A 21,277-nucleotide genomic window follows, 5' to 3' on the forward strand; every position below is an offset into this window, starting at 1 on the left:
ATCCCCCTCACAGCCGCGCCGGATCGTTGCCCGGACCGGCCGCGCGCCACACCTTCGACGCGGTGGGGCCGGTGTCCCCCATGGTTTCCACGTACGTCACCGGCTCCCCGGTCTTCAGATCGTCGAAATCCACGTCGATGCAACTGTTGCGGTGAAAGTAGAGCTGGGTACCCGTGCCGGTGACGATGAAGCCATGATCCTCCGCCGGGAAGATTTGCGAGACACGACCGGGCTCCTCGGCGTCGTGGGGCTTCACGTCGCCGCGCTGCTTCTGCTTGAAGTCCACCAGTTGGCGTTCCGCCGCTTCGAAGGCATCGCGCACCGAAGTGCGGATGTCGGGATTGGCGTAGCGCTCCTTGGCCTTTTTCGGCTGCCGGCTGACCACCAGGTCCTTTCCCGGCACCATCAACTCGATGCGCACGTCGATCACGTTGCCGTTCTGGTGCTGGCGGTGCTGCGCCTCGACCGCGACCCGCACGCCGACCAGCCGGTCGTAGAACCGGCTGAGCTTTTCGCAGCGCTCGCGGATGTAGGCGTCCACGTCCGGGGTCGGCTCGATGCCGTGATAGGCGATTTCGAGATTGGTATCCATCGCGACAGCCTTCGTAGTGGGCATGGGGTATGGAGGTAAGCGGCGTCCGTCGGGCCGCGGCCCGTCAGCCGGCCGGCTTTCGCCGACGCCGCGGCGACGGCAACGGTTCGGCCGCGGCGGGGAACTGCGGCGTGCCGCTGCCCTGATCATCCAGGCCGGGCATTTCACCCTGGTTGATGACACTGATCACCGGTTCCACCGGCTCGGTGTGTTCAGCCGTATCCTCCGGCCCGCCCGCCGGGTTCGGCTTGAGCGTCGCGGCCTGGTTGTCTTCGATGGCGATCTCCTCGCGGGCAAGGGCCCAGTGGTCCGACGCGCGACCCTCCGGACGTCCGTCCCGCTCCCAGATCTCGTGCGCGCGCTGCCGGATGCGGTGTTCCAGATCCTCGGCCATCCGGGGTGTCTCCTCCTGTTGGGCGTACCGTTCCGGGCACGGCGGGACGCGGCGGCGGTGCCCGCGCCCCGGCATGCCCGGTCCATGCTTCCAACCGCCACCGCGTCCCGGCGTTCCCGCCGACCCCGGACGCCGTACGTGCCCGGACCTGCAACGACAGATATCGAATTTTGTCATGGCGTTGCGACCGTATCTTGTGGGCAACGCCGGCCCGGAAAGACCCCGGGAATAGCAAAAAAGTGTGACTTGTTGTTTGAATTACTCCGAACGGAGTGCTAGTCACGGGGTCATAGAACTGGTCCCGCGGGAACCGTCAGGAACGCGGACGGAAGTGATCGAGTAACCGCCCTTGTTCCACGCCCTTTCCCAGACACCCGACGCTCCCGCACGCCTGCGGTCATCGCCGCGCCCCGCCGCTCGCTCGGTGCGGTTGTGCTTGCTGGCGGGGTTGACCGCCCTGACGCTGGCCGGGGCCGTTTCACCGCTGTCCGCCGCGGAGACCGTTCGTCCGTCCGGGACGCCGGCGGCACGGACGGCGCCGGCGGCATCCGGTGCCGTGGTGCTGCAACTGGGCCTGTTCGCCGATGAGGGCAGCGCCTGGCTGGCCTGGCGGAAGCTCCAGCGCACCAAGCCGGAGCTGGCGGACGGGTTGATTCCCGGCGTGGTTCCTCTGGACCCGGCACCCGGGGCCGGCGTCGCCTTGCGGGCCGGCCTGCCGTCGGGAATCGACGCACCGACGCTGTGCCGGCGGATCGTGGGGGCCGGATTCGGTTGCCTGCTCCTGACGGACGCCGTTCCGGTTTCTCCGGCGCCGCCGGTAGCCAAGCCCGCCGTCCCTGCCACCCCGCCCCCGGCGGCACCGCCGGCCGCCGCTCCGGCGGCGGGATCGCGTGAGGTGGCCTTCGCACCGCTGCCGCGGGTGAAGCCGACACCGCCGCCCGATTCCTCGGCAGCCGCGCCCGCGGCCACGCCCCTTGCCGCCGCCACGCCGCCGCCGGCCGCACCGTCGGTCAGCGCGCCGGTCAGTGCACCGGTCGCCCTTGCGCCCCAGCAGGTCGCGACGATCGCCGCGCCGGCGCTGGCACTGGCCGTCAAGCCGCCACCGCCGCCGGTGGCGGACGGGGCGAAGGACGGCGTTCCTCCCGCCATGGGGGATGGCACCTTCTTTTACACGCCCGACGAGGCGTTGGAACTGGTCGAGATCGAAAAGCGCTCGCGGCGCCTGGGTGGACGTCTCGGCGCCGTGCTGCCCGACACCCGCTTCGAAGTCGCCCCCGCGGTGCTGCGGCGATCGGAGTGGAACATGTGCGCGCTGACCTTCGACGACGGGCCGCACCGTGTGCACACGCCGAAGATCCTGGAGATCCTGAACCGCGAGAAGGTGCGCGCCACCTATTTTCCGATTGCCCGGGTGGCGCAGAATCAGCCGGACATTATCAAGGCGTTCATCGCGTCCGGCCATGAAATCGGCAGCCACAGCCTGACCCACGCCAATCTGCGGCCCATGCCGGCGGCGGCGCAGCGTTTCGAGGTTACCGAGGCCAACCGCATTCTGCGCGCCATGGGGGCGAACCCGGTGCTGTTCCGTCCGCCCTATGGCCGATATTCGACGCAACTGCTGTCGATTATCCGCGACGAGGGGATGGTACCCGTCCTCTGGAACGTCGATACCCGTGACTGGCAGGTTCGCGATCCCGACAAGATCGTGGAGCATGTGCGCACGACCGAGGGCGCGGCCAGCGTCCTGCTGATGCACTCCACCTATCCCAGTTCGGTCAGCGCTCTCCCGGGGGTGATCGAAGGGCTGCGGGCGAAGGGTTGCGAATTCGTCACCCTGTCGGATTGGATCGAGAAGATGCGCACCGTCGCTACGCCGATGCTGGTGAACACGGCCGATCCGGTGATGAGCGCCAATGTTCCCCTGCCGGCCGGCCGCTGACCGGCCGGCCGCGGGCGCGGACGCCTATTTTGCGGCCGGCTTGCGCTTCTGGCGCTGGGCGTAGGTGCGCAAGGTCTGCTCCAACTCCGGCGTCAGGAGTTGGAATTCTCCGACCAGCTTGTCGCCCTGGACCTCAGCGATGGTCACCGTTGCGGGGAAGCTGAACCGGCCCACCTCATCGTCGACCTTGACCACCAGACGGGCATTCTGCCCCTTGATCAGCGACCCGTCGAAGCCGGTGGCCACGAAGCCCCTGGCCGTCAGGGCCGCCAGGGGGAAGCTCTTGTGGTCGACCTCGACGCAGCTTGCCGACCGGGGCTTTGCCCTGGCCGCCGCGGTCCGCTTCTTCGACGGATCGCTGACGATGATCTTCAGGAAATCGAACAAACCCATGCGTCCCCCCGCCGGCACCGTGCCGGCGCAGTGTAACCAGACGCACCGGCGAACGGAACGGTTTGCGCATCGGCCGCGCGTTCAGGGACCGCGGGCGCCCTCGGGCCGCGGGCTGCCGGACCAGGACCGGTGGGCGCGCATCGCGAAGGCCACGGCAAAGGGCGCCAACGTGACCACCACCACCCCCATGCCGCCCAGCGCCGTCAGTATCCCCGCCGGATCCGTCGGATCGACGAGCACCGCCAGTTCCACGAGAAGATGAAGCATGAGGGCCATGGCGAACGCCGCGGCCCCGCTGTGGAGGAGATAGGCCGGGACGCCCGGGCGAAATCGGGCCGGCCCCCGGCGCGACACGCTTCGGTCCGCTTCGGTCCGCCGCGGCTCGCAAGACGTCCGCATGACATCCTGCATGGGCATATCCTCCACCGCTCCGGGACCGCCTGTGGAGAAGCCGGGGCGGTCCGCTCCTTCATCCAATATAGATGCACGGCTTAAAATTGCAGCGGCGTCAATCAATCTATCTCGAAAGAAGAGGGCGGGAGAACAAAAGTCACCCTCCGTTCGGCCGGATACACGCCGAACGGACACTCCACAACACCTGTGGGTAAGTCTGTTGACAAGAATGCGGTAACCCCGATTCGCCCCAGGCGCCGCAACGCTCCCGCCACGTTTGCCTATATTCTGGGCATATGCGTAAGGCTATGATTGCAAAGGAAAATCGAATCAATCCCGAGTCGTCCCGGTGATCTCATGTCAATGGGGTAACACAATCGGCGGCTCTGCGTTGCAATCCTGCGACAATGGGGTGCCTGTTGACAAACGGTCCTGTGGCGCCTGCAACCGTCGGGTCCGGAAGGGCGTTAGGGTCTGCGGACCATGATGACGATCCTACGCACGATGCGGCGGGCACTGCCCTCGGTGCAGGCCAGACCCTTTCCCACGTTGGTGCGGCCGCAGGATCGGCTGCGCACCGTGATGCGCTTCTTCGCCTATCTGGTGCTGGTGATCGCGCTGCACACGGCCGCCATGGCGGGCATCGAGGGGATGGCGGCCGGCGACGCGCTGTGGCTGACGCTGACGACCATCACCACGGTCGGCTACGGCGACCACGCGGCACAAACGGTGGCCGGGCGGGTGGCGACGGCCGTGCTGGTCTATCTGGGCGGCATCTTCGTCCTGTTCCAGGCGGCGACCACCTATTTCGAGTATCGCGCCGAGCGGCGCTTCCTGATGCGCCGGGGACGATGGAGGTGGACGATGAAGGATCACATCCTGCTCCTGAACGTGCCGGAGGTGCACACGGAAGCGTATCTGTGCCGTCTGGTAATGGAGTTCCGCCACAGCCGCCGCTTCCGCCCCCTGCCGGTGATGATCGTCTCACGCGCCTTCGCCGGGGGACTGCCGCAGTCCCTGCTCGAACTCGGCGTTGTTCACCATCACGGCTCCGCCGGCGATCCCGGGGCGCTGGAGGCGGCCGGGGCGCGGGACGCGCGGGTGGTGGTGGTTCTGGCAAAATGGGAAATGGACCGGGCGTCCGATGCCCACACCTTCGACATCCTGCACCGGCTGACCGAGATGGGAGCGCAAGGCCGCATCCTGGCGGAATGCGTAACCGACAGCGACCGCGCCCGCCTGCGCACCGCCGGGGCGGACATCGTGGTGCGCCCCTTGCGCGGCTATCCGGAGATGATCGTGCGCGCCCTGGTGGCCCCCGGCGCCGAACACATCATCGAGGACCTGTTCACGAGCCGCGGTGACGAGTGCTGGCGCTACGACGTGTCGGTGTCCGGCCTGCGCTGGGCCGATCTGGTCGCCCATCTGGTGCGCCACGACATCGGGGTTCCCATCGCCTACCGCGCCGCCGCCGACGGCACCACCCGCTGCAATCCCCCGCCGGACACGGTGGTTACGGCCGACAAGCTGTTCGTGCTGGTGCGCGAGGGCAACAGCCGACCGGATGCCGAGGTGGCAGCCCTGCTGGGCCGGGTTCCGCCGCGATGACGGGAACAGCGGGCACGAACGGGAAAACTGGTGGGCCCGGCCGGATTCGAACCGACGACAACACCGTTATGAGCGGCGCGTTCTAACCGCTGAACTACAGGCCCCCGGGGGCGATGAATGTGCCTTGAACGCGTGTGCGGCGCAAGGGGGTGTGCAACGGGCGCACAGGGAAACGGGGGCCGTTTTGGCCCCCGCTCCACACCGATGCAACCGCCGGCCGTCCCGCTCAGGTGTCGAGGAAGCTGCGCAGCTTGCGGCTGCGCGAGGGGTGCTTCAGCTTGCGCAGGGCCTTGGCCTCGATCTGGCGGATGCGCTCGCGCGTCACGTTGAACTGCTGGCCGACCTCTTCCAGCGTGTGGTCGGTGTTCATGCCGATGCCGAAGCGCATGCGCAGCACCCGCTCCTCGCGCGGGGTGAGGGAGGCCAGGACGCGGGTCGTCGTCTCGCGCAGGTTCGCCTGGATGGCGGCGTCGAGCGGCAGCACCGCGTTCTTGTCCTCGATGAAGTCGCCGAGGTGGCTGTCCTCCTCGTCGCCGATCGGCGTCTCCAGGCTGATTGGCTCCTTGGCGATCTTCAGGACCTTGCGGACCTTCTCCAGCGGCATCATCAGCCGCTCCGCCAGTTCCTCCGGGGTCGGCTCGCGGCCGATCTCGTGCAGCATCTGGCGGCTGGTGCGCACCAGCTTGTTGATCGTCTCGATCATGTGCACCGGGATGCGGATGGTGCGCGCCTGATCGGCGATCGAACGGGTGATGGCCTGCCGGATCCACCACGTGGCGTAGGTCGAGAACTTGTAGCCGCGCCGGTACTCGAACTTGTCCACCGCCTTCATCAGGCCGATGTTGCCCTCCTGGATCAGGTCCAGGAACTGCAGGCCGCGGTTCGTGTACTTCTTGGCGATGGAGATGACGAGGCGCAGGTTGGCCTCCACCATCTCCTTCTTGGCGCGGCTCGCCTCCTTCTCACCCTTCTGCACGGTGGAGACGATGCGGCGGAACTCGGCGATCGGCAGCTTCGCCTCGTCCGCGATGCCGGCGATGTGCTCGCGCGTCCGGACGATGTCCGACTCGTACTTCTCGACGCAGCGGTTCCACGCCTTGTTGTTCAGCGCCTTGATGCGCTCCAGCCAGTTCGGGTCCAGCTCGTGGCCGAAATAGTGGTTCAGGAAGTCCTCGCGCTTGACCTTGGTGTCGGTGGCCATGCGCAGCAGCCGGCCCTCGAAGCCCGTCAGCTTGCGGTTGAGGGCGTAGAGCTGCTCGACGAGCTGCTCGATGCGCTGGTTGTTCAGGCGCACCGTGTTCATCAGCTCGACCATCTCGGTCTTGAGCCGGTCGTACTTCTTGTCGGACTGCTTGTTGACGTCCTCGCCGCGCTGCATGGCGCCGATGCGCGCCTCATGCAGCTTGTGCAGCTTCTCGTACGTCGCCTTGATCTTCTCGAAGGTCTCCAGCACCTGCGGCTTCAGCGCGGCTTCCATGGCCGACAGCGACAGGTTGTTCTCCTCGTCGCCCTCGCCTTCGCCCTCGATGCCGGGCTCGCGCTCGCCTTCACCCTCCCCTTCGGGGCGGGGGGCGGCTTCCGCCGTCTCCTCGCGTTCGCCGGCGGGCTCGGCCATGGCTTCGGCCGGCAGACCCTCGGGCAGACCCTCGCCGTCCGGACCGCCGCCGTAGGTGGCGTCCAGGTCGATGATGTCGCGCAGCAGCATCTTGCCTTCCATCAGGGCGTCGTGCCACTCGATGATGGCGCGGATGGTCAGCGGCGATTCGCAGATCGCGCCGATCATCATCTCGCGCCCGGCCTCGATGCGCTTGGCGATGGCGATCTCGCCCTCGCGCGACAGCAACTCCACCGAGCCCATCTCGCGCAGGTACATGCGCACGGGGTCGTCGGTGCGCCCCACGTCGTCGTCGTCGAGGTTGCCCGCGGAGCGGCCTTCACCGTCGCCGCGGTCCTCGGCGTTGGCGTTGTCGTCCTGCTCCTCGGACTCGACGATGTTGATGCCCATCTCGGACAGCATCGCCATGGTGTCCTCGATCTGCTCGGACGACGAGGAGTCCGGCGGCAGGGCGGAGTTCAGCTCGTCGTACGTGACGTAGCCGCGCTCCTTGCCGCGTGCGATCATCTTCTTGACCGCCAGACCCATTCCGTCCATGAGCGGACCGTCGCCCGTTTCCTCACGGGTTTCGGACACTTCCACGCTGTTTGCTGCTTTCGTGGCCATGCGTATGCTGCCCCCGCATTACCCCAAGAACTGAAATAGGTGAAAGACGGCGTGCCCGCGATGCTTCCCGCGTGGCTTCAACCGTCCTCCGGTTCCAACCGTGCCGTACTTCGGCGGTCCCCCTCCCCCGGGTGCCCGCCCAACCCTTCCGTTCCGTGAGCCCCCGCTCATCGAACGGCCTCTTCCATTCCACCGTCGTCCGGGCCGGCATCGTCGCCATCGTCGCCGATGCCCGCCGCCGTCCTGAGGATTTCCTCACGCAGGGCGACGACCCGGGCGTGCCGTTCCTCGCTGAACGCGCGAGCCAGAGATTCCTCCGCCTCCCTCAATTCGGCCAAGACCCGCCGGTGGTGCAGGTGCCGCCATGTCGGCCACCAGCCCTTCCGTGCATCCTCCGCGGAGGTGTCCGGACGGGCGAAGCGACCATGGACATACGTCGACCCGCTGAGCAAAGATGCCAAAATGGTATCAAAGCCGGCCGATGACAAATGGCTGTGGACGGCGGCGGCGTCAAGCCCCGAGTCGTACCGCGATTCGCTGCCCAGGGTGTCGATCAGGGCCTGACGCAGGTCTTCCAGGGGTCCGGGGGGAAACGGCAGCAACGCCAGGGCTTCCCCGACCTCGTCGAACAACTCGGGATGGTTGATCACCGTGGCCAGCAGGATCTTTTCGCGGGCCATGTCCTGCGACAGACGGCGCGGCGATGACCGGCGGAAGTCCGGCGGCGGGCTGGTGCGCAGCCCCGGCTCCCCCGGCACGTGGCGCCGCGGCGCCCGAGTCGCGCCGGGCCACCGGGGGCGGAACGGCGGGCCGGCCGGCCCGCGGGCGGCCCAGCCGAAGGCGGCGTCGACGCGCCGGCGCATCTCGGTCCGATAGAAGGACTGCACGGTGCGGTCGGCGATGGAATCGCAGCGCGCCTCCAGCGCCGCCTTGACGGCCGCCTTGGCCTCCGGCGTGTCGCTGCGCCGCCCCTCACTCTCCATGCGCCACACCGCCTCGGCCAGGGGGATGGCGGCGTCCAGCACGCCCTGCATGGCACGCGCGCCGTGGGAACGAATCAGGCTGTCGGGGTCCTCCCCTTCGGGCAGGAAGGCGACGCGGGCGGAATGGCCGGGCGCCAGGTGGGGCAGGATGCGCTCCACCGCCTTCCAGGCCGCCCGCCGCCCGGCGTTGTCGCCGTCGAAGCACAGGTACGGCTCCTTCTCACCGTCGGGAATCAGGCGCCACAGCTCCTGCACCTGGGTTTCGGTCAGCGCGGTGCCCAGCGGCGCCACCGCCCCTTCGAAGCCGGCGCACACCAGCGCGATGACATCCATATAGCCTTCGGCCACCACCACCGGCTTGCCGTCGGCCGCCGCCTGGCGGGCCCGCGACAGGCCGTAGAGCAGCGTGCCCTTGTGAAACAGGGGGGTGTCGGCGGTGTTGACGTACTTCGGCCCGTCACCCTCCAGGATGCGGCCGCCGAAGGCGATGACCTGGCCGCGGCGGTCGGTGACCGGGAACATCACCCGGTTGCGGAAGAAGGAGTAGGGTGCGCGCCCGTCGTCCGGGCGGCGCAGCAGGCCGACGGTGACCAGGTCCTCCTCGTCGCAGCGCTCGCGCAGCAGGTGGGTGCGCAGCGCGCTGCCATCGGCCGGGGCGAAGCCCAGGCGGAAACGGGCGATGGTGTCCGCGTCGAGGCCGCGCCCCTGCAGATAGGAGAGGCCGGCCCGCCCCGCCGGCTCGCGGAGCTGACGCTCGAACCAGCGGCACGCCTGCTCCATGACGTCGTGCAGCGTCTTGCGCCGCTCGTAGCGCCGGCGCTCCTCCTCGGTCGGCTGCGGCACCACCAGCCCGGCCAGGGACGCCAGGCTCTCGACTGCCTCCGGAAAGGCCAGGTTGTCGTAACGCATGGTGAAGCCGATGACGTCGCCATGCGCCCCGCAGCCGAAACAATGGAAGAAGCCCTTCTGGTCATTGACGTAGAAGGACGGCGTCTTCTCGTTGTGGAACGGGCACGGGGCCTTGAACTCGCGCCCGGCGCGAATCAGGCGGATGCGGCGCCCGATGACGTCGGACAGCGGCAACCGCTGGCGCAGCTCCTCCAGGAATTGGGGCGGAAAGGCCATGGACCACCGGGGCTGCGGGCGAACGCGACGGCGTGGTTAGCGCAAACGGGTAAACAAGTGCTTACCGGCCCGATCCTCCGGCCGCCGCCGGACGGCGGCTCAGCACACCGGCGCCAGGCGCTGCTTGACCATGCCGCTGGCCCTGGCAAAGTCCATCCGCCCGGCGTAGCGGCTGCGCAGCTCCGCCATGGTGCGCCCCATGTCTTTGACGCAGGTGGCGCCGATCTCGTCGATCACGGCGCTGACGGCCGCCGTCATCTCCGCCTCGGAAAGCTGTTTGGGCAGGAAGCTCTCGATGACCGCGATCTCCTCGCGCTCCTGCTCGGCCAGTTCGCAGCGCCCGCCCTGCTCGTACAGCGTGATGGACTCCTGGCGCTGCTTGATCATGGTCTGCAGCATCGACAGGATCTCGGTCTCGTCGATCCCGTCGGACACGCCGCGTGTCCGCGCCGCGATGTCCCGGTCCTTCAGCGCGGCGAGGATCAGGCGGACGGTGGAGACCGTGCGCTGGTCCTTGGACCGCATGGCCTCCTTCAAGGTCTCGTTCAGCCGCGTGCGCAGCATGATGGCATCCTCGTCGTGTCGCGATTGAAGAATTTTTCCACAATTTGGACTCGGATTGTTACCCAATTCCGCCGTCCGTCGCCAGCGCCGGATTCCACCGCAGCTCCCCTGGCAATTCCGCCGGGCGTCGTCATATAGACGCCGGTCGCGCCTGTCACCGTCATATACGACTTGACCCGATCCGCGCACGTGTCTATTCGATCCAGGCTCAGCCCGCCTTGCCCGGCCGCCTGCCCGACCGACCGCCCCGGACGCTTCCGCGTCCGTGCCGGCGCGCACGGCGGCGACGGGGACACGGTGGCAACGGGGACACGGGCGGCTCCGTGACCTGTGAATATGTCGTCGGTGGCGGGCTTTGTTAAGGTCCCACGAGGTTTAAGGTCCCACCAGGATGTCCGACCCCAATTCCCCCGACGCGCGGCCGGCCGGTGATGCCGGTACCCACACCGGAGTGCTGGTGCTGGCCGACGGCACCGTCTTCCGCGGACGCGGCATCGGCGCCGCGGGCGACGCGGTGGGCGAGGTCTGCTTCAACACCTCGATGACCGGCTATCAGGAGATCCTCACCGATCCCAGCTACGCCGGGCAGATCATCACCTTCACCTTCCCCCACGTGGGCAACGTCGGCGCCAACCCGGAGGACGTGGAGACCACGACCCCGGCCGCCCGCGGCCTGGTCCTGCGCGCCGACATCACGTCCCCGTCCAACTGGCGCGCCACGCGCCACCTGGACGAGTGGCTGAAGAGCTTCGACCTCGTCGGCATCGCCGGCATCGACACCCGCCGGGTGACGCGGCGCATCCGCGACCTGGGTGCGCCCAACGGCGTCATCGCCCACGACCCCGCGGGTGCCTTCGACATCGACGCCCTGGTCGCCAAGGCGAAGGCGTGGCCGGGGCTGGAGGGTATGGATCTGGCCCGCGACGTGTCGTGCCGCCAGACCTATGGCTGGGACGAGACCCTGTGGCAGATCGGGCGCGGCTACGGCCGGCAGGAGATGCCGCGCTTCCACGTTGTCGCCATCGACTTCGGGGCCAAGCGCAACATCCTGCGCTGCCTCGCCGACGCGGGCTGCAAGGTGACCGTGGTTCCCGCCACCGCCACAGCCGAGGACGTGCTGCGCCACAAGCCTGACGGGGTGTTCCTGTCCAACGGCCCCGGCGACCCGGCGGCGACCGGCGCGTACGCCGTGCCGACCATCCGGGCGCTGATCGACACGGGCGTGCCGCTGTTCGGCATCTGCCTGGGCCACCAGATGCTCTCGCTGGCCCTGGGCGGGCGGACCGAGAAGATGGAGCGCGGCCACCGCGGCGCCAACCATCCGGTCAAGGACCTGGCCACCGGGCGGGTGGAGATCACCAGCCAGAATCACGGCTTCGTCGTGGTGCCCGACAGCCTGCCGGCCGAGGTGGAGACCACCCACGTCAGCCTGTTCGACGGCACCAACGAGGGCATCCGGGTCCGGGGCAAGCCGGTCTTCTCGGTGCAGTACCATCCCGAGGCGTCACCCGGCCCGCAGGACAGCCATTACCTGTTCCACCGTTTCGTCGACCTGATGGACGGCAAGCCCCTGCCCTGATCACGGCAAAGGGGGCCGAACGGCCCCCGCGGCAAAGGGGACCGGGCGGCCCCCTTTGCCACACGCGTCAGTGCTTCACGTCCTCCGGCGAGGGGCTGCGGGCCGGTACGCGCTCGATCCCGCCGAAAGCGGTGGCGGCCCCGCGGGTGCCGTAGGCACCGGCCGCCTGCCCCACGTCGGTGGTGTCGCAGGCGGTGCCGCCGCCGTCCGGTTCCGCCGCCGACGGGACGCCGCCGTGGGCGATCCGCGCGATCAGGCCGCGCACCCGTGCGTCCTCTCCCTCGGCGGCACGAACCACCAGCAGCGCGCCACCGGCGGCGATGCCGTCGGCGTAGTTGGCCGCATCGGCCTCCGGCACGCCCAGCTTGCCCAGCGTCTGCGCAAGGTCCTCCAGCTCGGCGCGTTCCGGGGGTGGATCGCCGCCGGCCACGAAGACCTCGTCGCGCGGAACGCCCGCGTCGACCAGCCCGCCGGCCACCCGGCTCGCCTCGTCCGGACAATCGAAAAGGGCGATGATGATGCTCGCCATCCGGCAAATCTCCTCTCGAGCATCCGGCGCGTCACGGGAGACGTCCGATGCTCTCTATTCTTGTCTGTCGACTCTTGTCTGTCGACGGGATGAACGACGTCAGAGCGCCCACGCGGCCAGTGCGATCAGCAACGCCACCACCAGCAGCACGGGAATGGCGCCACCGCCGAAGCTCCAGCCGCGCGGCGGAATGTGCGGCGCCTTGACCGCCGTGGTGTCTTCAGCCGAGCGTCCGCCGCCCGGTTCGCCGGCACGTTCATACACGGCGTAAGGGCGCGGGCGGGCGCCGTCCGTCTTCAGCGTGGCGTCGCGCGCATGCTGCGGTGCCCCGCCGGTGCGGTGGGTATCGGCCATGATGGCACGCTCCGGTCCGTCCAGGTGATCCGTGATCAACAGGAGCGGCACGACCGGGGTTCCGGCCGTCACCGGACGGGGGCCCGCGTCCCCTCCCAACCGGCGGCGTCAGGCATGACGACCGCCATGGTGGCCGTGGCGATGATCGTGGTGGTGGTGATCATCGGGCACGTCATGATGCTCGTGCGGATGCTCGGGTAGCGCGGCCGGCTTCAGGGTGCCGGCGAACCAGTCGCGGATCGCTTGCACGGGGTCGGTCTGCGCGGTCAGCACCGGCTCGATCCCCCGGCGGCGCAGGTGATTGACGAACCCCTGCCCGGAGGTGCCGGCGACCAGGGCCTTCACGCTGTCGATGGGATGCGGCGCGCCGTCACCGTGGTGGTGCAGGGCCTGCGCTTCGCCCAGCTCCAGAGTCTCCACCAGCACCGGCTCGCTACCGGCCTCGGCCTCATAGACGAGAAAGCGCCGGGCGCGCCCGCCATGGCTGGTGACGGTCGCTCCGTCCCGGGTTGCGACGGCGATCCTCATGCGATCCCTCCGCGTTGGGAAATGGTCAATCCCGAGAAAATGACTATATTACCGTTCCATGGTGAACCCGCGCCGCGAAGCCCGTCAACGCCGACCGATCGCCTCCGGCCCGCAGCGTGCGGTGTGCGATACCGTGACGCACCGGGCAGATGCGGTCGCCGCCTCCAGGAACCGGATCGACGACGTGAAGAAGACCGATATCGCCGCGGCGTGGCAGGGACTCGCCAATTGCAAGGGGTGCGGTGTCCGCGACCTGGCGCTGTTCGCCGACCTGACCGAGGCCGATTTCGGTCTGGTTCACCTGCCCATCGACGAGCTGATGGTGGCGCCCGGCAGCGCCCTCTACCACATCGGGGACGATCCCAACGCCGTGTTCACCGTGCGCTCCGGCCTGGTGAAGCTGGTGCAGTACCTGCCCAGCGGCGGCCAGCGCATCGTGCGCCTGCTGCGCCGCGGCGACACCGCGGGGTTGGAGGCGGTGCTGGGCCAGCCCTACCAGCACACCGCCATCGCCGTGCACCCGGTGCTGACCTGCCGCATCCCGCGCGCCGTCATCCAACGCCTGTCCGACCAGACACCGCGCCTGCACCGCCAGTTGATGCACCGCTGGCAGAAGGCGGTGGAACGCGCCGACGCCTTCCTGGTGGAGCTGGGAACGGGCAACGCGCGCGCCCGCGTCGCCCGCCTGTTCCTGACGCTGGTCGGGGAGGACGGCGACGCCTGCGACCTGTTCGGCCGCGAGGACGTCGGCGCCATGCTGGGCATCACCACCGAGACCGCCAGCCGCATGGTTGCCGAGTTGAAGCGTCAGGGGGTGGTGACCGAACTGCGGCCGAATCACTTCCGCTGCGACCGCGCCGCCCTGCAGGCCATCGCCGACGAGGGTTAGACAGCCGTGCGCAGGCGCTCCAGGCACCGCACGAGCACACCCGGCTCTTCGGCATGGTCGGCCCGGAGGATCACCGGCAGGACCCGTCGGCCTTCGGTGAGGCAGACCGCCACTCCCGGTTCGGCCGCGTCCTGCACCCGCAGGCTGCCGAGAGAGGCGGCGAGCAGCACCGCGCGCACCGTTTCACCTCCCGACAGCACCAGCCCGCCGACACGCTGAAGATGGTCGGACACCAGCCGGCCCATGGCGACCGCCACCGCATGGCCGTCCCCCGGCTCCGGCTCTCCGTCGACACACAGCAGCGCGTCGCCGCCGCCGGTCAGAGCCTCGCGCAGCGCCTGTTCGGCGTGCCCCCATTCCGCGCTGCCCGGCCCCTGGCGCAGCACCTGCGACGCGACAGCGACGGAGCGCACGCCGTCGGCGGCGGCGAGGTCCCGCACCGCCGGACCGCGAGCGCCGGCAACCGTGAGCACGGGGCCGGCGGAGGTCGGCATGGCCGGGCGCGGCGGGGCCACCCGCACCCCGGTCGCCGCGGCGAGCCGGCCGGCCAGCGCGCGGCCGCCGACCCACACCACGGCGCCCGCACCATCCGGGTCCGGCCGCCGCGCCGCGGCGATCTCCGTCGGATCGGGCGTCGGATCGGGTTCCACCACGAGGCGCGCGGGGCCGTCCCCGTTGCGGGCCGCCGCCTCGCACAGCGCCGTCAGTTCCTCCGTGCGCCCGGGGTCCGGCGGGCCGGTCATGTAGCGGACCAGCGTCCGCTCCGGCCCGTACAGGCGCCGCACCGCGTCCACGGCCAGGACGGCCGCGGCGGCCGGGGCGAGGCGCGCGGTGTCGAGATCGACCACGGCCACCGGCACCTCCGGCACATCGGCGCGGGCCGACAGCATCAGGCCCGCGGGCGTACCCGCCTCAACGAACGCCAGCGCGGCGTCGACCGCACCGGCGAGAGTGTCCGTCAGGACGAGGATCTGCGCCATCTCCCCCCTATGCGCCCTTGCACCGTTCGGTCCCTCAACACGCGGGGGTGCCGTTCGTCGCGCGACGCCGGGAAAGGGGCGGTTGCGACGGCACGCGCATGACGGCGACTGGCCTCCGGTGGACAGACACCCCAACTCAAGTTAAAAGCACCCGTTCGGCCGCTTGAGGCAGACGCGTTCCGGAGCCCGACGATCCTATGAAGACCGCCAACGACATCCGCGCCACCTTCCTGGACTACTTCGCCAAGAACGGCCATCAGGTCGTCGACTCGTCGCCGCTGGTGCCGCGAAACGATCCGACGCTGATGTTCACCAACGCCGGCATGGTGCAGTTCAAGAACGTCTTCACCGGCGCGGAGACCCGTCCCTATTCGCGCGCCGCCACCTCGCAGAAGTGCGTGCGCGCCGGCGGCAAACACAACGACCTGGACAACGTCGGCTACACGGCGCGCCACCACACCTTCTTCGAGATGCTGGGCAACTTCTCGTTCGGCGACTACTTCAAGGACCAGGCGATCGAGCTGGCCTGGAACCTGATCACGAAGGAATTCGGGCTGCCCGCCGACAAGCTGACGGTCACCGTCCATACCTCCGACGAGGAGGCGGCCGGGCTGTGGCGCAGGATCGCCGGGCTGCCCGATGAGCGGATCATCCGCATCCCCACCGACGACAATTTCTGGCGCATGGGCGACACCGGCCCCTGCGGCCCCTGTTCGGAGATCTTCTACGACCACGGCCCCGCCGTGGCCGGCGGCCCGCCGGGCAGCGCCGACGCCGACGGCGACCGCTTCATCGAGATCTGGAACCTCGTGTTCATGCAGTTCGAGCAGCGCGGGCCCGACGACCTGGTGCCGCTGCCCAAGCCCTCCATCGACACCGGCATGGGGCTGGAGCGGCTGGCGGCCGTGCTGCAGGGCCGCCACGACAACTACGACATCGACCTGATGCGCTCGCTGATCCTGGCCTCGGCCGACGCCACGTCGAGCGCGCCGGACGGGCCGCACGCGGTGTCGCACCGGGTGATCGCCGATCACCTGCGCTCCTGCTCGTTCCTCATCGCCGACGGTGTGCTGCCGTCCAACGAGGGGCGCGGCTACGTGCTGCGCCGCATCATGCGCCGCGCCATGCGCCACGCCCACATGATCGGCGCCCGCGACCCGCTGATGCACCGGCTGGTCCCCGCCCTGATCACCCAGATGGGCGACGCCTATCCGGAGCTGACGCGCGCCCGCGCCCTGATCGTGGAGACGCTGAAGCTGGAGGAGACCCGCTTCAAGCAGACCCTGGAGCGCGGCCTGCGCCTGCTGGAGGAGGAGGAGGCGCGCCTCGACGCCGGCCGGGCGCTGCCCGGCGACGTGGCGTTCAAGCTGTACGACACCTACGGCTTCCCGCTGGACCTGACCCAGGACGTGCTGCGCGGTCGCGGCCGCGGCGTCGACGAGGCCGGCTTCAAGGCGGCCATGGACGAGCAGCGCCGCAAGGCGCGCGAAGCCTGGGCCGGCTCCGGCGAGGCGGCGACCGAGCGGCTGTGGTTCGAACTGCGGGACGAGCTGGGCGCCACCGAGTTCTTCGGTTACGACACCGAGGTGGCCGAGGGCAAGGTCACCGCCCTGGTCAGGGGCGACGCCCGGGTCGAGCAGGCGGGCATCGGCGATCAGGTGTTCGTGATCGTGAACCAGACCCCCTTCTACGCCGAATCCGGCGGCCAGGTCGGCGACACCGGCGTCATCTTCTCCCCCGGCGGGGCCGAGGTGGTGGTGACCGACACGCTCAAGAAGCTGGGCGCGGTGTGGGCGCACGCGGGCACGGTGACCAAGGGCACGCTGAAGGTCGGCGACGTGGTGGAGCTGCGCGTCGACGGTGAGCGGCGGGGCGCCATCCGCGCCAACCACTCCGCCACCCACCTGCTGCACAAGGCGTTGCAGGACAGGCTGGGCGAGCATGTGACCCAGAAGGGCTCTCTGGTCGCGCCCGACCGCCTGCGCTTCGACATCTCGCAGCCGACGCCCCTGGCGCCGGCCGACGTGGAAGAGATCGAAAAGGTGGTGAACGCCCGCATCCTCGCCAACAGCGAGGTGGTCACCCGCCTGATGAGCCCGGACGAAGCCAGGGCCATGGGCGCCATGGCCCTGTTCGGCGAGAAGTACGGCGACGAGGTGCGCGTCGTCTCCATGGGCGGCCCGCACGGCGATCTGCAGCGCGATTACTCCATCGAGCTGTGCGGCGGCACCCATGTGCGGCGCACCGGTGACATCGGCCTGTTCAAGGTGGTGTCGGAGGGCGCCGTCGCCGCCGGCGTGCGCCGCATCGAGGCGCTGACCGGCAAGGGCGCCTTCGCGTGGCTGGAGCAGCGCGACCATCTGCTGACCGAGGCGGCTTCGGCCCTCAAGGTGGCCCCGGCCGAGGTGCCCGCCCGCGTCGCCGCCCTCGTGGAGGAGCGCCGTAAGCTGGAGCGCGAGTTGGCCGAGCTGCGCCGCCAGGTCGCCATGGGCGGCGGCGGTCCGCAGTCCGGCGGCGGAGCCCGGGAGGTGAACGGGGTGAAGTTCCTCGCCCGCGTCGCCGAGGGCCTGCCCGCCAAAGACCTGAAGCCCATGGCCGACGACCTGAAGAAGCAGGTGGAGTCCGGCGTCGTCGCGGTGATCGCGGTCAACGACGGCAAGGCATCGGTGGTGGTCGGCGTCACCGACGACCTGACCGGCCGTTTCTCCGCCGTCGACCTTGTGCGCACCGCCGCCGAGGCGCTGGGCGGCAAGGGCGGCGGCGGCCGCCCCGACATGGCCCAGGCCGGCGGTCCCGACGGCGCCCGGGCGAATGACGCCGTCGCGGCGCTGGAAGCGGTTCTGGCGGGCTAACAAGGCAGTCTGCCCTCCCCCGCCGCCGGCGGGGGAGGATGACCGCAGCGCCACCAACCGACGATAACCCGTGAGTTGCTTCGCCCATGCGCTTCACCGGCACCGACAGCTACGTCGCCACCGAGGACCTGATGGTCGCCGTCAACGCGGCCATCGCCCTGGAACGCCCCCTGCTGGTCAAGGGGGAGCCCGGCACCGGCAAGACGGTGCTGGCGGTGGAGATCGCCCGCGCCCTGAACCGGCCGCTGATCGCCTGGCACATCAAGTCGACCACCAAGGCGCAGCAGGGGCTGTACGAGTACGATGCGGTCAGCCGCCTGCGCGACAGCCAGTTGGGCGACGCCCGGGTGCACGACATCGCCAACTACATCGTGCGCGGCAAGCTGTGGGAGGCGTTCGAGGCGCCCGAGGCCCCGGTGCTGCTGATCGACGAGATCGACAAGGCCGACATCGAGTTCCCCAACGACCTGCTGCTGGAACTCGACCGCATGGAGTTCCACGTCTACGAGACGCGCCAGGTGATCAGGGCGCAGCGGCGCCCGGTGGTCGTCATCACGTCGAACAACGAGAAGGAGCTGCCGGACGCCTTCCTGCGCCGCTGCTTCTTCCACTACATCCGCTTCCCCGACGCCGCGACCATGCAGCGCATCGTCGACGTGCACTACCCCGGCATCAAACCGGCCCTGCTGCGCGAGGCGATGGGCCTGTTCTACGAACTGCGCGAGGTGCCGGGGCTGAAGAAGAAGCCCTCCACCTCGGAGCTGCTGGACTGGATCAAGCTGCTGATGGTCGAGGACATCGATCCCGAAACGCTGCGCGCCAGGGACGCCCGCACGGTCATCCCGCCCCTGTGCGGCGCCCTGCTCAAGAACGAGCAGGACGTGCACCTGCTGGAGCGGCTGGCCTTCATCGCCCGGCGCGAGGGCCGCTGACCGGCAGGCCAGAGGCCGACCAGCCGCTCATCCCCCCTTGCAGGACCGACACGTCGGCCAGCCCGGCGCGCTTCAGCATGGCCGAGGCGCGCGCCGCCCGCGGCCCCGTCTGGCAGACCACCACGACGGCGGCGCTGCGGTGGGCGGCGATGCCCTCGCGCAGTTCGGCCAGCCGCCGGTCCAGGGTGTCCAGCGGCACGTTGACGGCGCCGGCGATGTGGCCGCCGGCAAACTCTCCGGCGCTGCGCACGTCGAGCAGCAGCAGGTCGTCGCCGCGGTCCAGCCGCCCCTTGACCTCCGACGCCCCGACGCGGCCGACCCCGGCCAGGCGCATGCGGATCATCGGCCACAGCATCACCAGCGCCGCCGCCCCCACCAGGGCCACCGTCAGAACCGTATCGTCCATCGTCCCGCCGCGCTCCTATATTTTAGAACTGTCTTATGTAATGCGTTCCGGCGGGCGGCTGCAAGATGCCGGGCGGCCGTGCTAGGATCGGCGGATGATCAACGACGTCCGGCGGCGCGCGCTGGACACGGTGCGGCGGCTCGTCTTCGACCGGCTTGCCGGCTACCCCGCGCGCGTCTATCTCTTCGGCTCCTGCGCCCGCGGCGCGCCCCGGCCCTACAGCGACATCGACGTCGCCATCGAACCGCTGCACCCGCTGCCGCCGGCCCTTCTGGCCACACTGGCCGAGGATCTCGAGGACAGCACCGTGCCCTATTTCGTCGACGTGGTCGACCTCAGCACCGCCAGCCCCGGCATCCGCCGCGCCGTGACCGAGGAGGGGATCGAATGGACGCCGTGACCCGGCGCCTGGACACGGCCGGTTGCCTTGATCGTGCCATCACCGGGCCCCCACCCTAACCCTCCCCCACTGACGCGGGGGAGGGAACTGCTCCTCCCCCCGCGGAATTGGGAAAGATTGGGTAGAGGGCCCGACTCGACCCCGCCATCGGGCGATAAAGCCCCCACCAACACCGCAATATTACCCCACACCGGAAATCAGCACCCATGACCGACAGTCTTCGCCCCGTCCACGTCATCGGCGGCGGTCTCGCCGGCAGCGAGGCGGCCTGGCAGCTCGCGACCGCCGGCGTGCCCGTGGTCCTGCACGAGATGCGACCGGTGCGCCGCACCGACGCCCATCAGACGGACCGGCTGGCCGAGCTGGTGTGCTCCAACTCCTTCCGCTCCGACGACGCGGAGTACAACGCGGTCGGGCTGCTGCACGAGGAGATGCGGCGCTGCGGCTCGCTGATCCTGCGCTGCGCCGACGCCCACAAGGTGCCGGCCGGCGGCGCCCTGGCGGTGGACCGCGACGGCTTCGCCGGGGCGGTCAGCGCCGAGCTGGCCGGACATCCGCTGGTCACCGTGGTGCGCGAGGAGGTGGCCGGGCTGCCGCCGGCGGAGTGGGACAGCGTCATCGTCGCCACCGGTCCCCTCACCTCCCCCGCCCTGGCCGAGGCGGTGCGCGGCCTGACCGGCGAGGACTCGCTGGCCTTCTTCGACGCCATCGCCCCCATCGTCCACCTGGAGAGCATCGACCTGTCCAAGGCGTGGTTCCAGTCGCGCTACGACAAGCCCGGCCCCGGCGGCAGCGGCAAGGACTACATCAACTGCGCCTTCTCGAAGGAGCAGTACGAAGCCTTCATCGACGCCCTGCTGGCGGGCGAAACGGTGGAGTTCAAGGACTGGGAGAAGGACACCCCCTACTTCGAGGGCTGCCTGCCCGTCGAGGTGATGGCCGAGCGCGGCCGCGACACCCTGCGCTTCGGCCCCATGAAGCCGGTCGGGCTGACCGACCCGCACACCGGCCGGCGCCCCTGGGCGGTCGTGCAGCTTCGCCAGGACAACGCGCTGGGCACGCTCTACAACCTCGTGGGCTTCCAGACCAAGCTGAAGTACGGCGAGCAGAGCCGGGTTTTCCGCATGATCCCCGGCCTGGAGAACGCCGAGTTCGCGCGGCTCGGCGGGCTGCACCGCAACACCTTCCTCAACAGCCCGCGCCTGCTCGACCCCGCACTGCGGCTGAAGGCGATGCCGCGCCTGCGCTTCGCCGGACAGGTCACGGGCTGCGAGGGCTATGTGGAGAGCGCTGCGGTGGGCCTGATGGCCGGCCGCTTCGCTGTTGCCGAGCGGCACGGCCGCACCCCCGCACCCCCGCCGCCGACCACCGCCATGGGCGCCCTGCTCAACCACATCACCGGCGGCGCCGAGGCCGAGACCTTCCAGCCCATGAACGTCAATTTCGGCCTGTTCCCGCCCATCGAGGGCCGCATCAAGGGCAAGGAGCGCAAGCGCGCCTATTCCGTGCGGGCACTGGCCGATCTGGAAGGGTGGCGGTGATACCGGGTTCGGTACGTCCTGACGTCCGAACCCGGTATCGGCTGCGACGGCGGCTGCGGCCCGATAGGGCCGAAG

The 21,277-nt window shown here is 69.7% G+C and carries 20 protein-coding genes and 1 tRNA gene; 8 read left to right on the forward strand and 13 right to left on the reverse strand.

Features of this window, described 5'->3' with window-relative positions:
• Positions 1–7: 7 nt before the first annotated feature.
• Together G472_RS36285 and G472_RS36290 are read right to left on the reverse strand one after the other, a co-directional pair.
• Positions 8–592 carry an HPF/RaiA family ribosome-associated protein gene (locus G472_RS36285; protein ID WP_051341534.1) on the reverse strand — a complete coding sequence of 195 codons (585 nt, stop codon included), beginning with the start codon at positions 590–592 and terminating at the stop codon, positions 8–10.
• Between the two features lie 64 nt (positions 593–656).
• Positions 657–986: a DUF2934 domain-containing protein gene (locus G472_RS36290; RefSeq protein WP_035694136.1), complete on the reverse strand. Its 330-nt coding sequence runs from the start codon at positions 984–986 to the stop codon at positions 657–659.
• Between the two features lie 436 nt (positions 987–1,422).
• On the opposite strand from G472_RS36290, the gene G472_RS37735 reads away from it, so the two are divergent.
• Positions 1,423–2,925: a polysaccharide deacetylase family protein gene (locus tag G472_RS37735; RefSeq protein ID WP_156927296.1), complete on the forward strand. Its 1,503-nt coding sequence runs from the start codon at positions 1,423–1,425 to the stop codon at positions 2,923–2,925.
• A 24-nt stretch (positions 2,926–2,949) separates the two neighbouring features.
• On the opposite strand, the gene G472_RS0128820 is transcribed toward G472_RS37735, so the two are convergent.
• The gene (locus tag G472_RS0128820; RefSeq protein ID WP_029011164.1) at positions 2,950–3,318 is read right to left on the reverse strand and encodes a hypothetical protein; all 369 of its coding nucleotides are present in this window, start codon (positions 3,316–3,318) and stop codon (positions 2,950–2,952) included.
• An 81-nt stretch (positions 3,319–3,399) separates the two neighbouring features.
• Positions 3,400–3,594 carry a hypothetical protein gene (locus tag G472_RS39270; protein WP_156927297.1) on the reverse strand — a complete coding sequence of 65 codons (195 nt, stop codon included), beginning with the start codon at positions 3,592–3,594 and terminating at the stop codon, positions 3,400–3,402.
• Between the two features lie 600 nt (positions 3,595–4,194).
• On the opposite strand from G472_RS39270, the gene G472_RS36300 reads away from it, so the two are divergent.
• Positions 4,195–5,319 carry an ion channel gene (locus G472_RS36300; protein ID WP_084536975.1) on the forward strand — a complete coding sequence of 375 codons (1,125 nt, stop codon included), beginning with the start codon at positions 4,195–4,197 and terminating at the stop codon, positions 5,317–5,319.
• Positions 5,320–5,347: 28 nt separating this feature from the next.
• Here the strand turns inward: G472_RS36300 and G472_RS0128835 are convergent.
• The 4 genes from G472_RS0128835 to G472_RS0128850 form a co-directional block, all read right to left on the reverse strand.
• Positions 5,348–5,423, reverse strand: a tRNA-Ile gene (locus G472_RS0128835).
• 122 nt (positions 5,424–5,545) lie between these two features.
• Positions 5,546–7,540 carry an RNA polymerase sigma factor RpoD gene (gene rpoD / locus G472_RS0128840; protein WP_029011166.1) on the reverse strand — a complete coding sequence of 665 codons (1,995 nt, stop codon included), beginning with the start codon at positions 7,538–7,540 and terminating at the stop codon, positions 5,546–5,548.
• 167 nt (positions 7,541–7,707) lie between these two features.
• A complete protein-coding gene (gene dnaG / locus G472_RS0128845) occupies positions 7,708–9,648 on the reverse strand; it encodes a DNA primase (RefSeq protein ID WP_029011167.1) in 1,941 nt (646 codons plus the stop codon).
• A 99-nt stretch (positions 9,649–9,747) separates the two neighbouring features.
• The gene (locus G472_RS0128850; RefSeq protein WP_029011168.1) at positions 9,748–10,212 is read right to left on the reverse strand and encodes a GatB/YqeY domain-containing protein; all 465 of its coding nucleotides are present in this window, start codon (positions 10,210–10,212) and stop codon (positions 9,748–9,750) included.
• A 391-nt stretch (positions 10,213–10,603) separates the two neighbouring features.
• On the opposite strand from G472_RS0128850, the gene carA reads away from it, so the two are divergent.
• Positions 10,604–11,791: a glutamine-hydrolyzing carbamoyl-phosphate synthase small subunit gene (carA, locus tag G472_RS0128855; RefSeq protein WP_029011169.1), complete on the forward strand. Its 1,188-nt coding sequence runs from the start codon at positions 10,604–10,606 to the stop codon at positions 11,789–11,791.
• A gap of 67 nt (positions 11,792–11,858) precedes the next feature.
• On the opposite strand, the gene G472_RS0128860 is transcribed toward carA, so the two are convergent.
• The 3 genes from G472_RS0128860 to G472_RS0128870 form a co-directional block, all read right to left on the reverse strand.
• Positions 11,859–12,320, reverse strand: a complete 462-nt coding sequence (locus G472_RS0128860; RefSeq protein ID WP_029011170.1) for a hypothetical protein — start codon at positions 12,318–12,320, stop codon at positions 11,859–11,861.
• Positions 12,321–12,419: 99 nt separating this feature from the next.
• A complete protein-coding gene (locus tag G472_RS0128865) occupies positions 12,420–12,674 on the reverse strand; it encodes a hypothetical protein (protein ID WP_156927298.1) in 255 nt (84 codons plus the stop codon).
• Between the two features lie 108 nt (positions 12,675–12,782).
• On the reverse strand, positions 12,783–13,202 hold the full coding sequence (locus tag G472_RS0128870; RefSeq protein WP_029011172.1) for a NifB/NifX family molybdenum-iron cluster-binding protein: 420 nt from the start codon (positions 13,200–13,202) through the stop codon (positions 12,783–12,785).
• A gap of 184 nt (positions 13,203–13,386) precedes the next feature.
• On the opposite strand from G472_RS0128870, the gene G472_RS0128875 reads away from it, so the two are divergent.
• On the forward strand, positions 13,387–14,091 hold the full coding sequence (locus tag G472_RS0128875; RefSeq protein ID WP_035694197.1) for a Crp/Fnr family transcriptional regulator: 705 nt from the start codon (positions 13,387–13,389) through the stop codon (positions 14,089–14,091).
• Here G472_RS0128875 and G472_RS0128880 read toward each other — a convergent pair.
• A complete protein-coding gene (locus G472_RS0128880; RefSeq protein ID WP_029011174.1) occupies positions 14,088–15,071 on the reverse strand; it encodes a nucleotide-binding domain containing protein in 984 nt (327 codons plus the stop codon). The genes G472_RS0128875 and G472_RS0128880 overlap by 4 nt on opposite strands.
• A 197-nt stretch (positions 15,072–15,268) precedes the next feature.
• Between G472_RS0128880 and alaS the strand changes: the two genes are divergently transcribed.
• Positions 15,269–17,923 (forward strand): alanine--tRNA ligase, encoded by a 2,655-nt coding sequence (alaS, locus tag G472_RS0128885; RefSeq protein ID WP_029011175.1) that lies wholly within the window; start codon positions 15,269–15,271, stop codon positions 17,921–17,923.
• Between the two features lie 86 nt (positions 17,924–18,009).
• Positions 18,010–18,855: an AAA family ATPase gene (locus tag G472_RS0128890; protein ID WP_029011176.1), complete on the forward strand. Its 846-nt coding sequence runs from the start codon at positions 18,010–18,012 to the stop codon at positions 18,853–18,855.
• On the opposite strand, the gene G472_RS0128895 is transcribed toward G472_RS0128890, so the two are convergent.
• Positions 18,830–19,261, reverse strand: a complete 432-nt coding sequence (locus G472_RS0128895) for a rhodanese-like domain-containing protein (RefSeq protein ID WP_029011177.1) — start codon at positions 19,259–19,261, stop codon at positions 18,830–18,832. The genes G472_RS0128890 and G472_RS0128895 overlap by 26 nt on opposite strands.
• A gap of 94 nt (positions 19,262–19,355) precedes the next feature.
• Here G472_RS0128895 and G472_RS0128900 point away from each other — a divergent pair, with 94 nt between their 5' ends.
• Positions 19,356–19,661, forward strand: a complete 306-nt coding sequence (locus tag G472_RS0128900; RefSeq protein WP_051341540.1) for a nucleotidyltransferase family protein — start codon at positions 19,356–19,358, stop codon at positions 19,659–19,661.
• Between the two features lie 206 nt (positions 19,662–19,867).
• Positions 19,868–21,202, forward strand: a complete 1,335-nt coding sequence (trmFO, locus tag G472_RS0128905; RefSeq protein ID WP_029011179.1) for a methylenetetrahydrofolate--tRNA-(uracil(54)-C(5))-methyltransferase (FADH(2)-oxidizing) TrmFO — start codon at positions 19,868–19,870, stop codon at positions 21,200–21,202.
• The last annotated feature ends 75 nt before the right edge of the window (positions 21,203–21,277 follow it).

It is taken from the genome of Azospirillum halopraeferens DSM 3675 (assembly GCF_000429625.1).
GTDB classification, from domain to species: Bacteria; Pseudomonadota; Alphaproteobacteria; order Azospirillales; family Azospirillaceae; genus Azospirillum; species Azospirillum halopraeferens.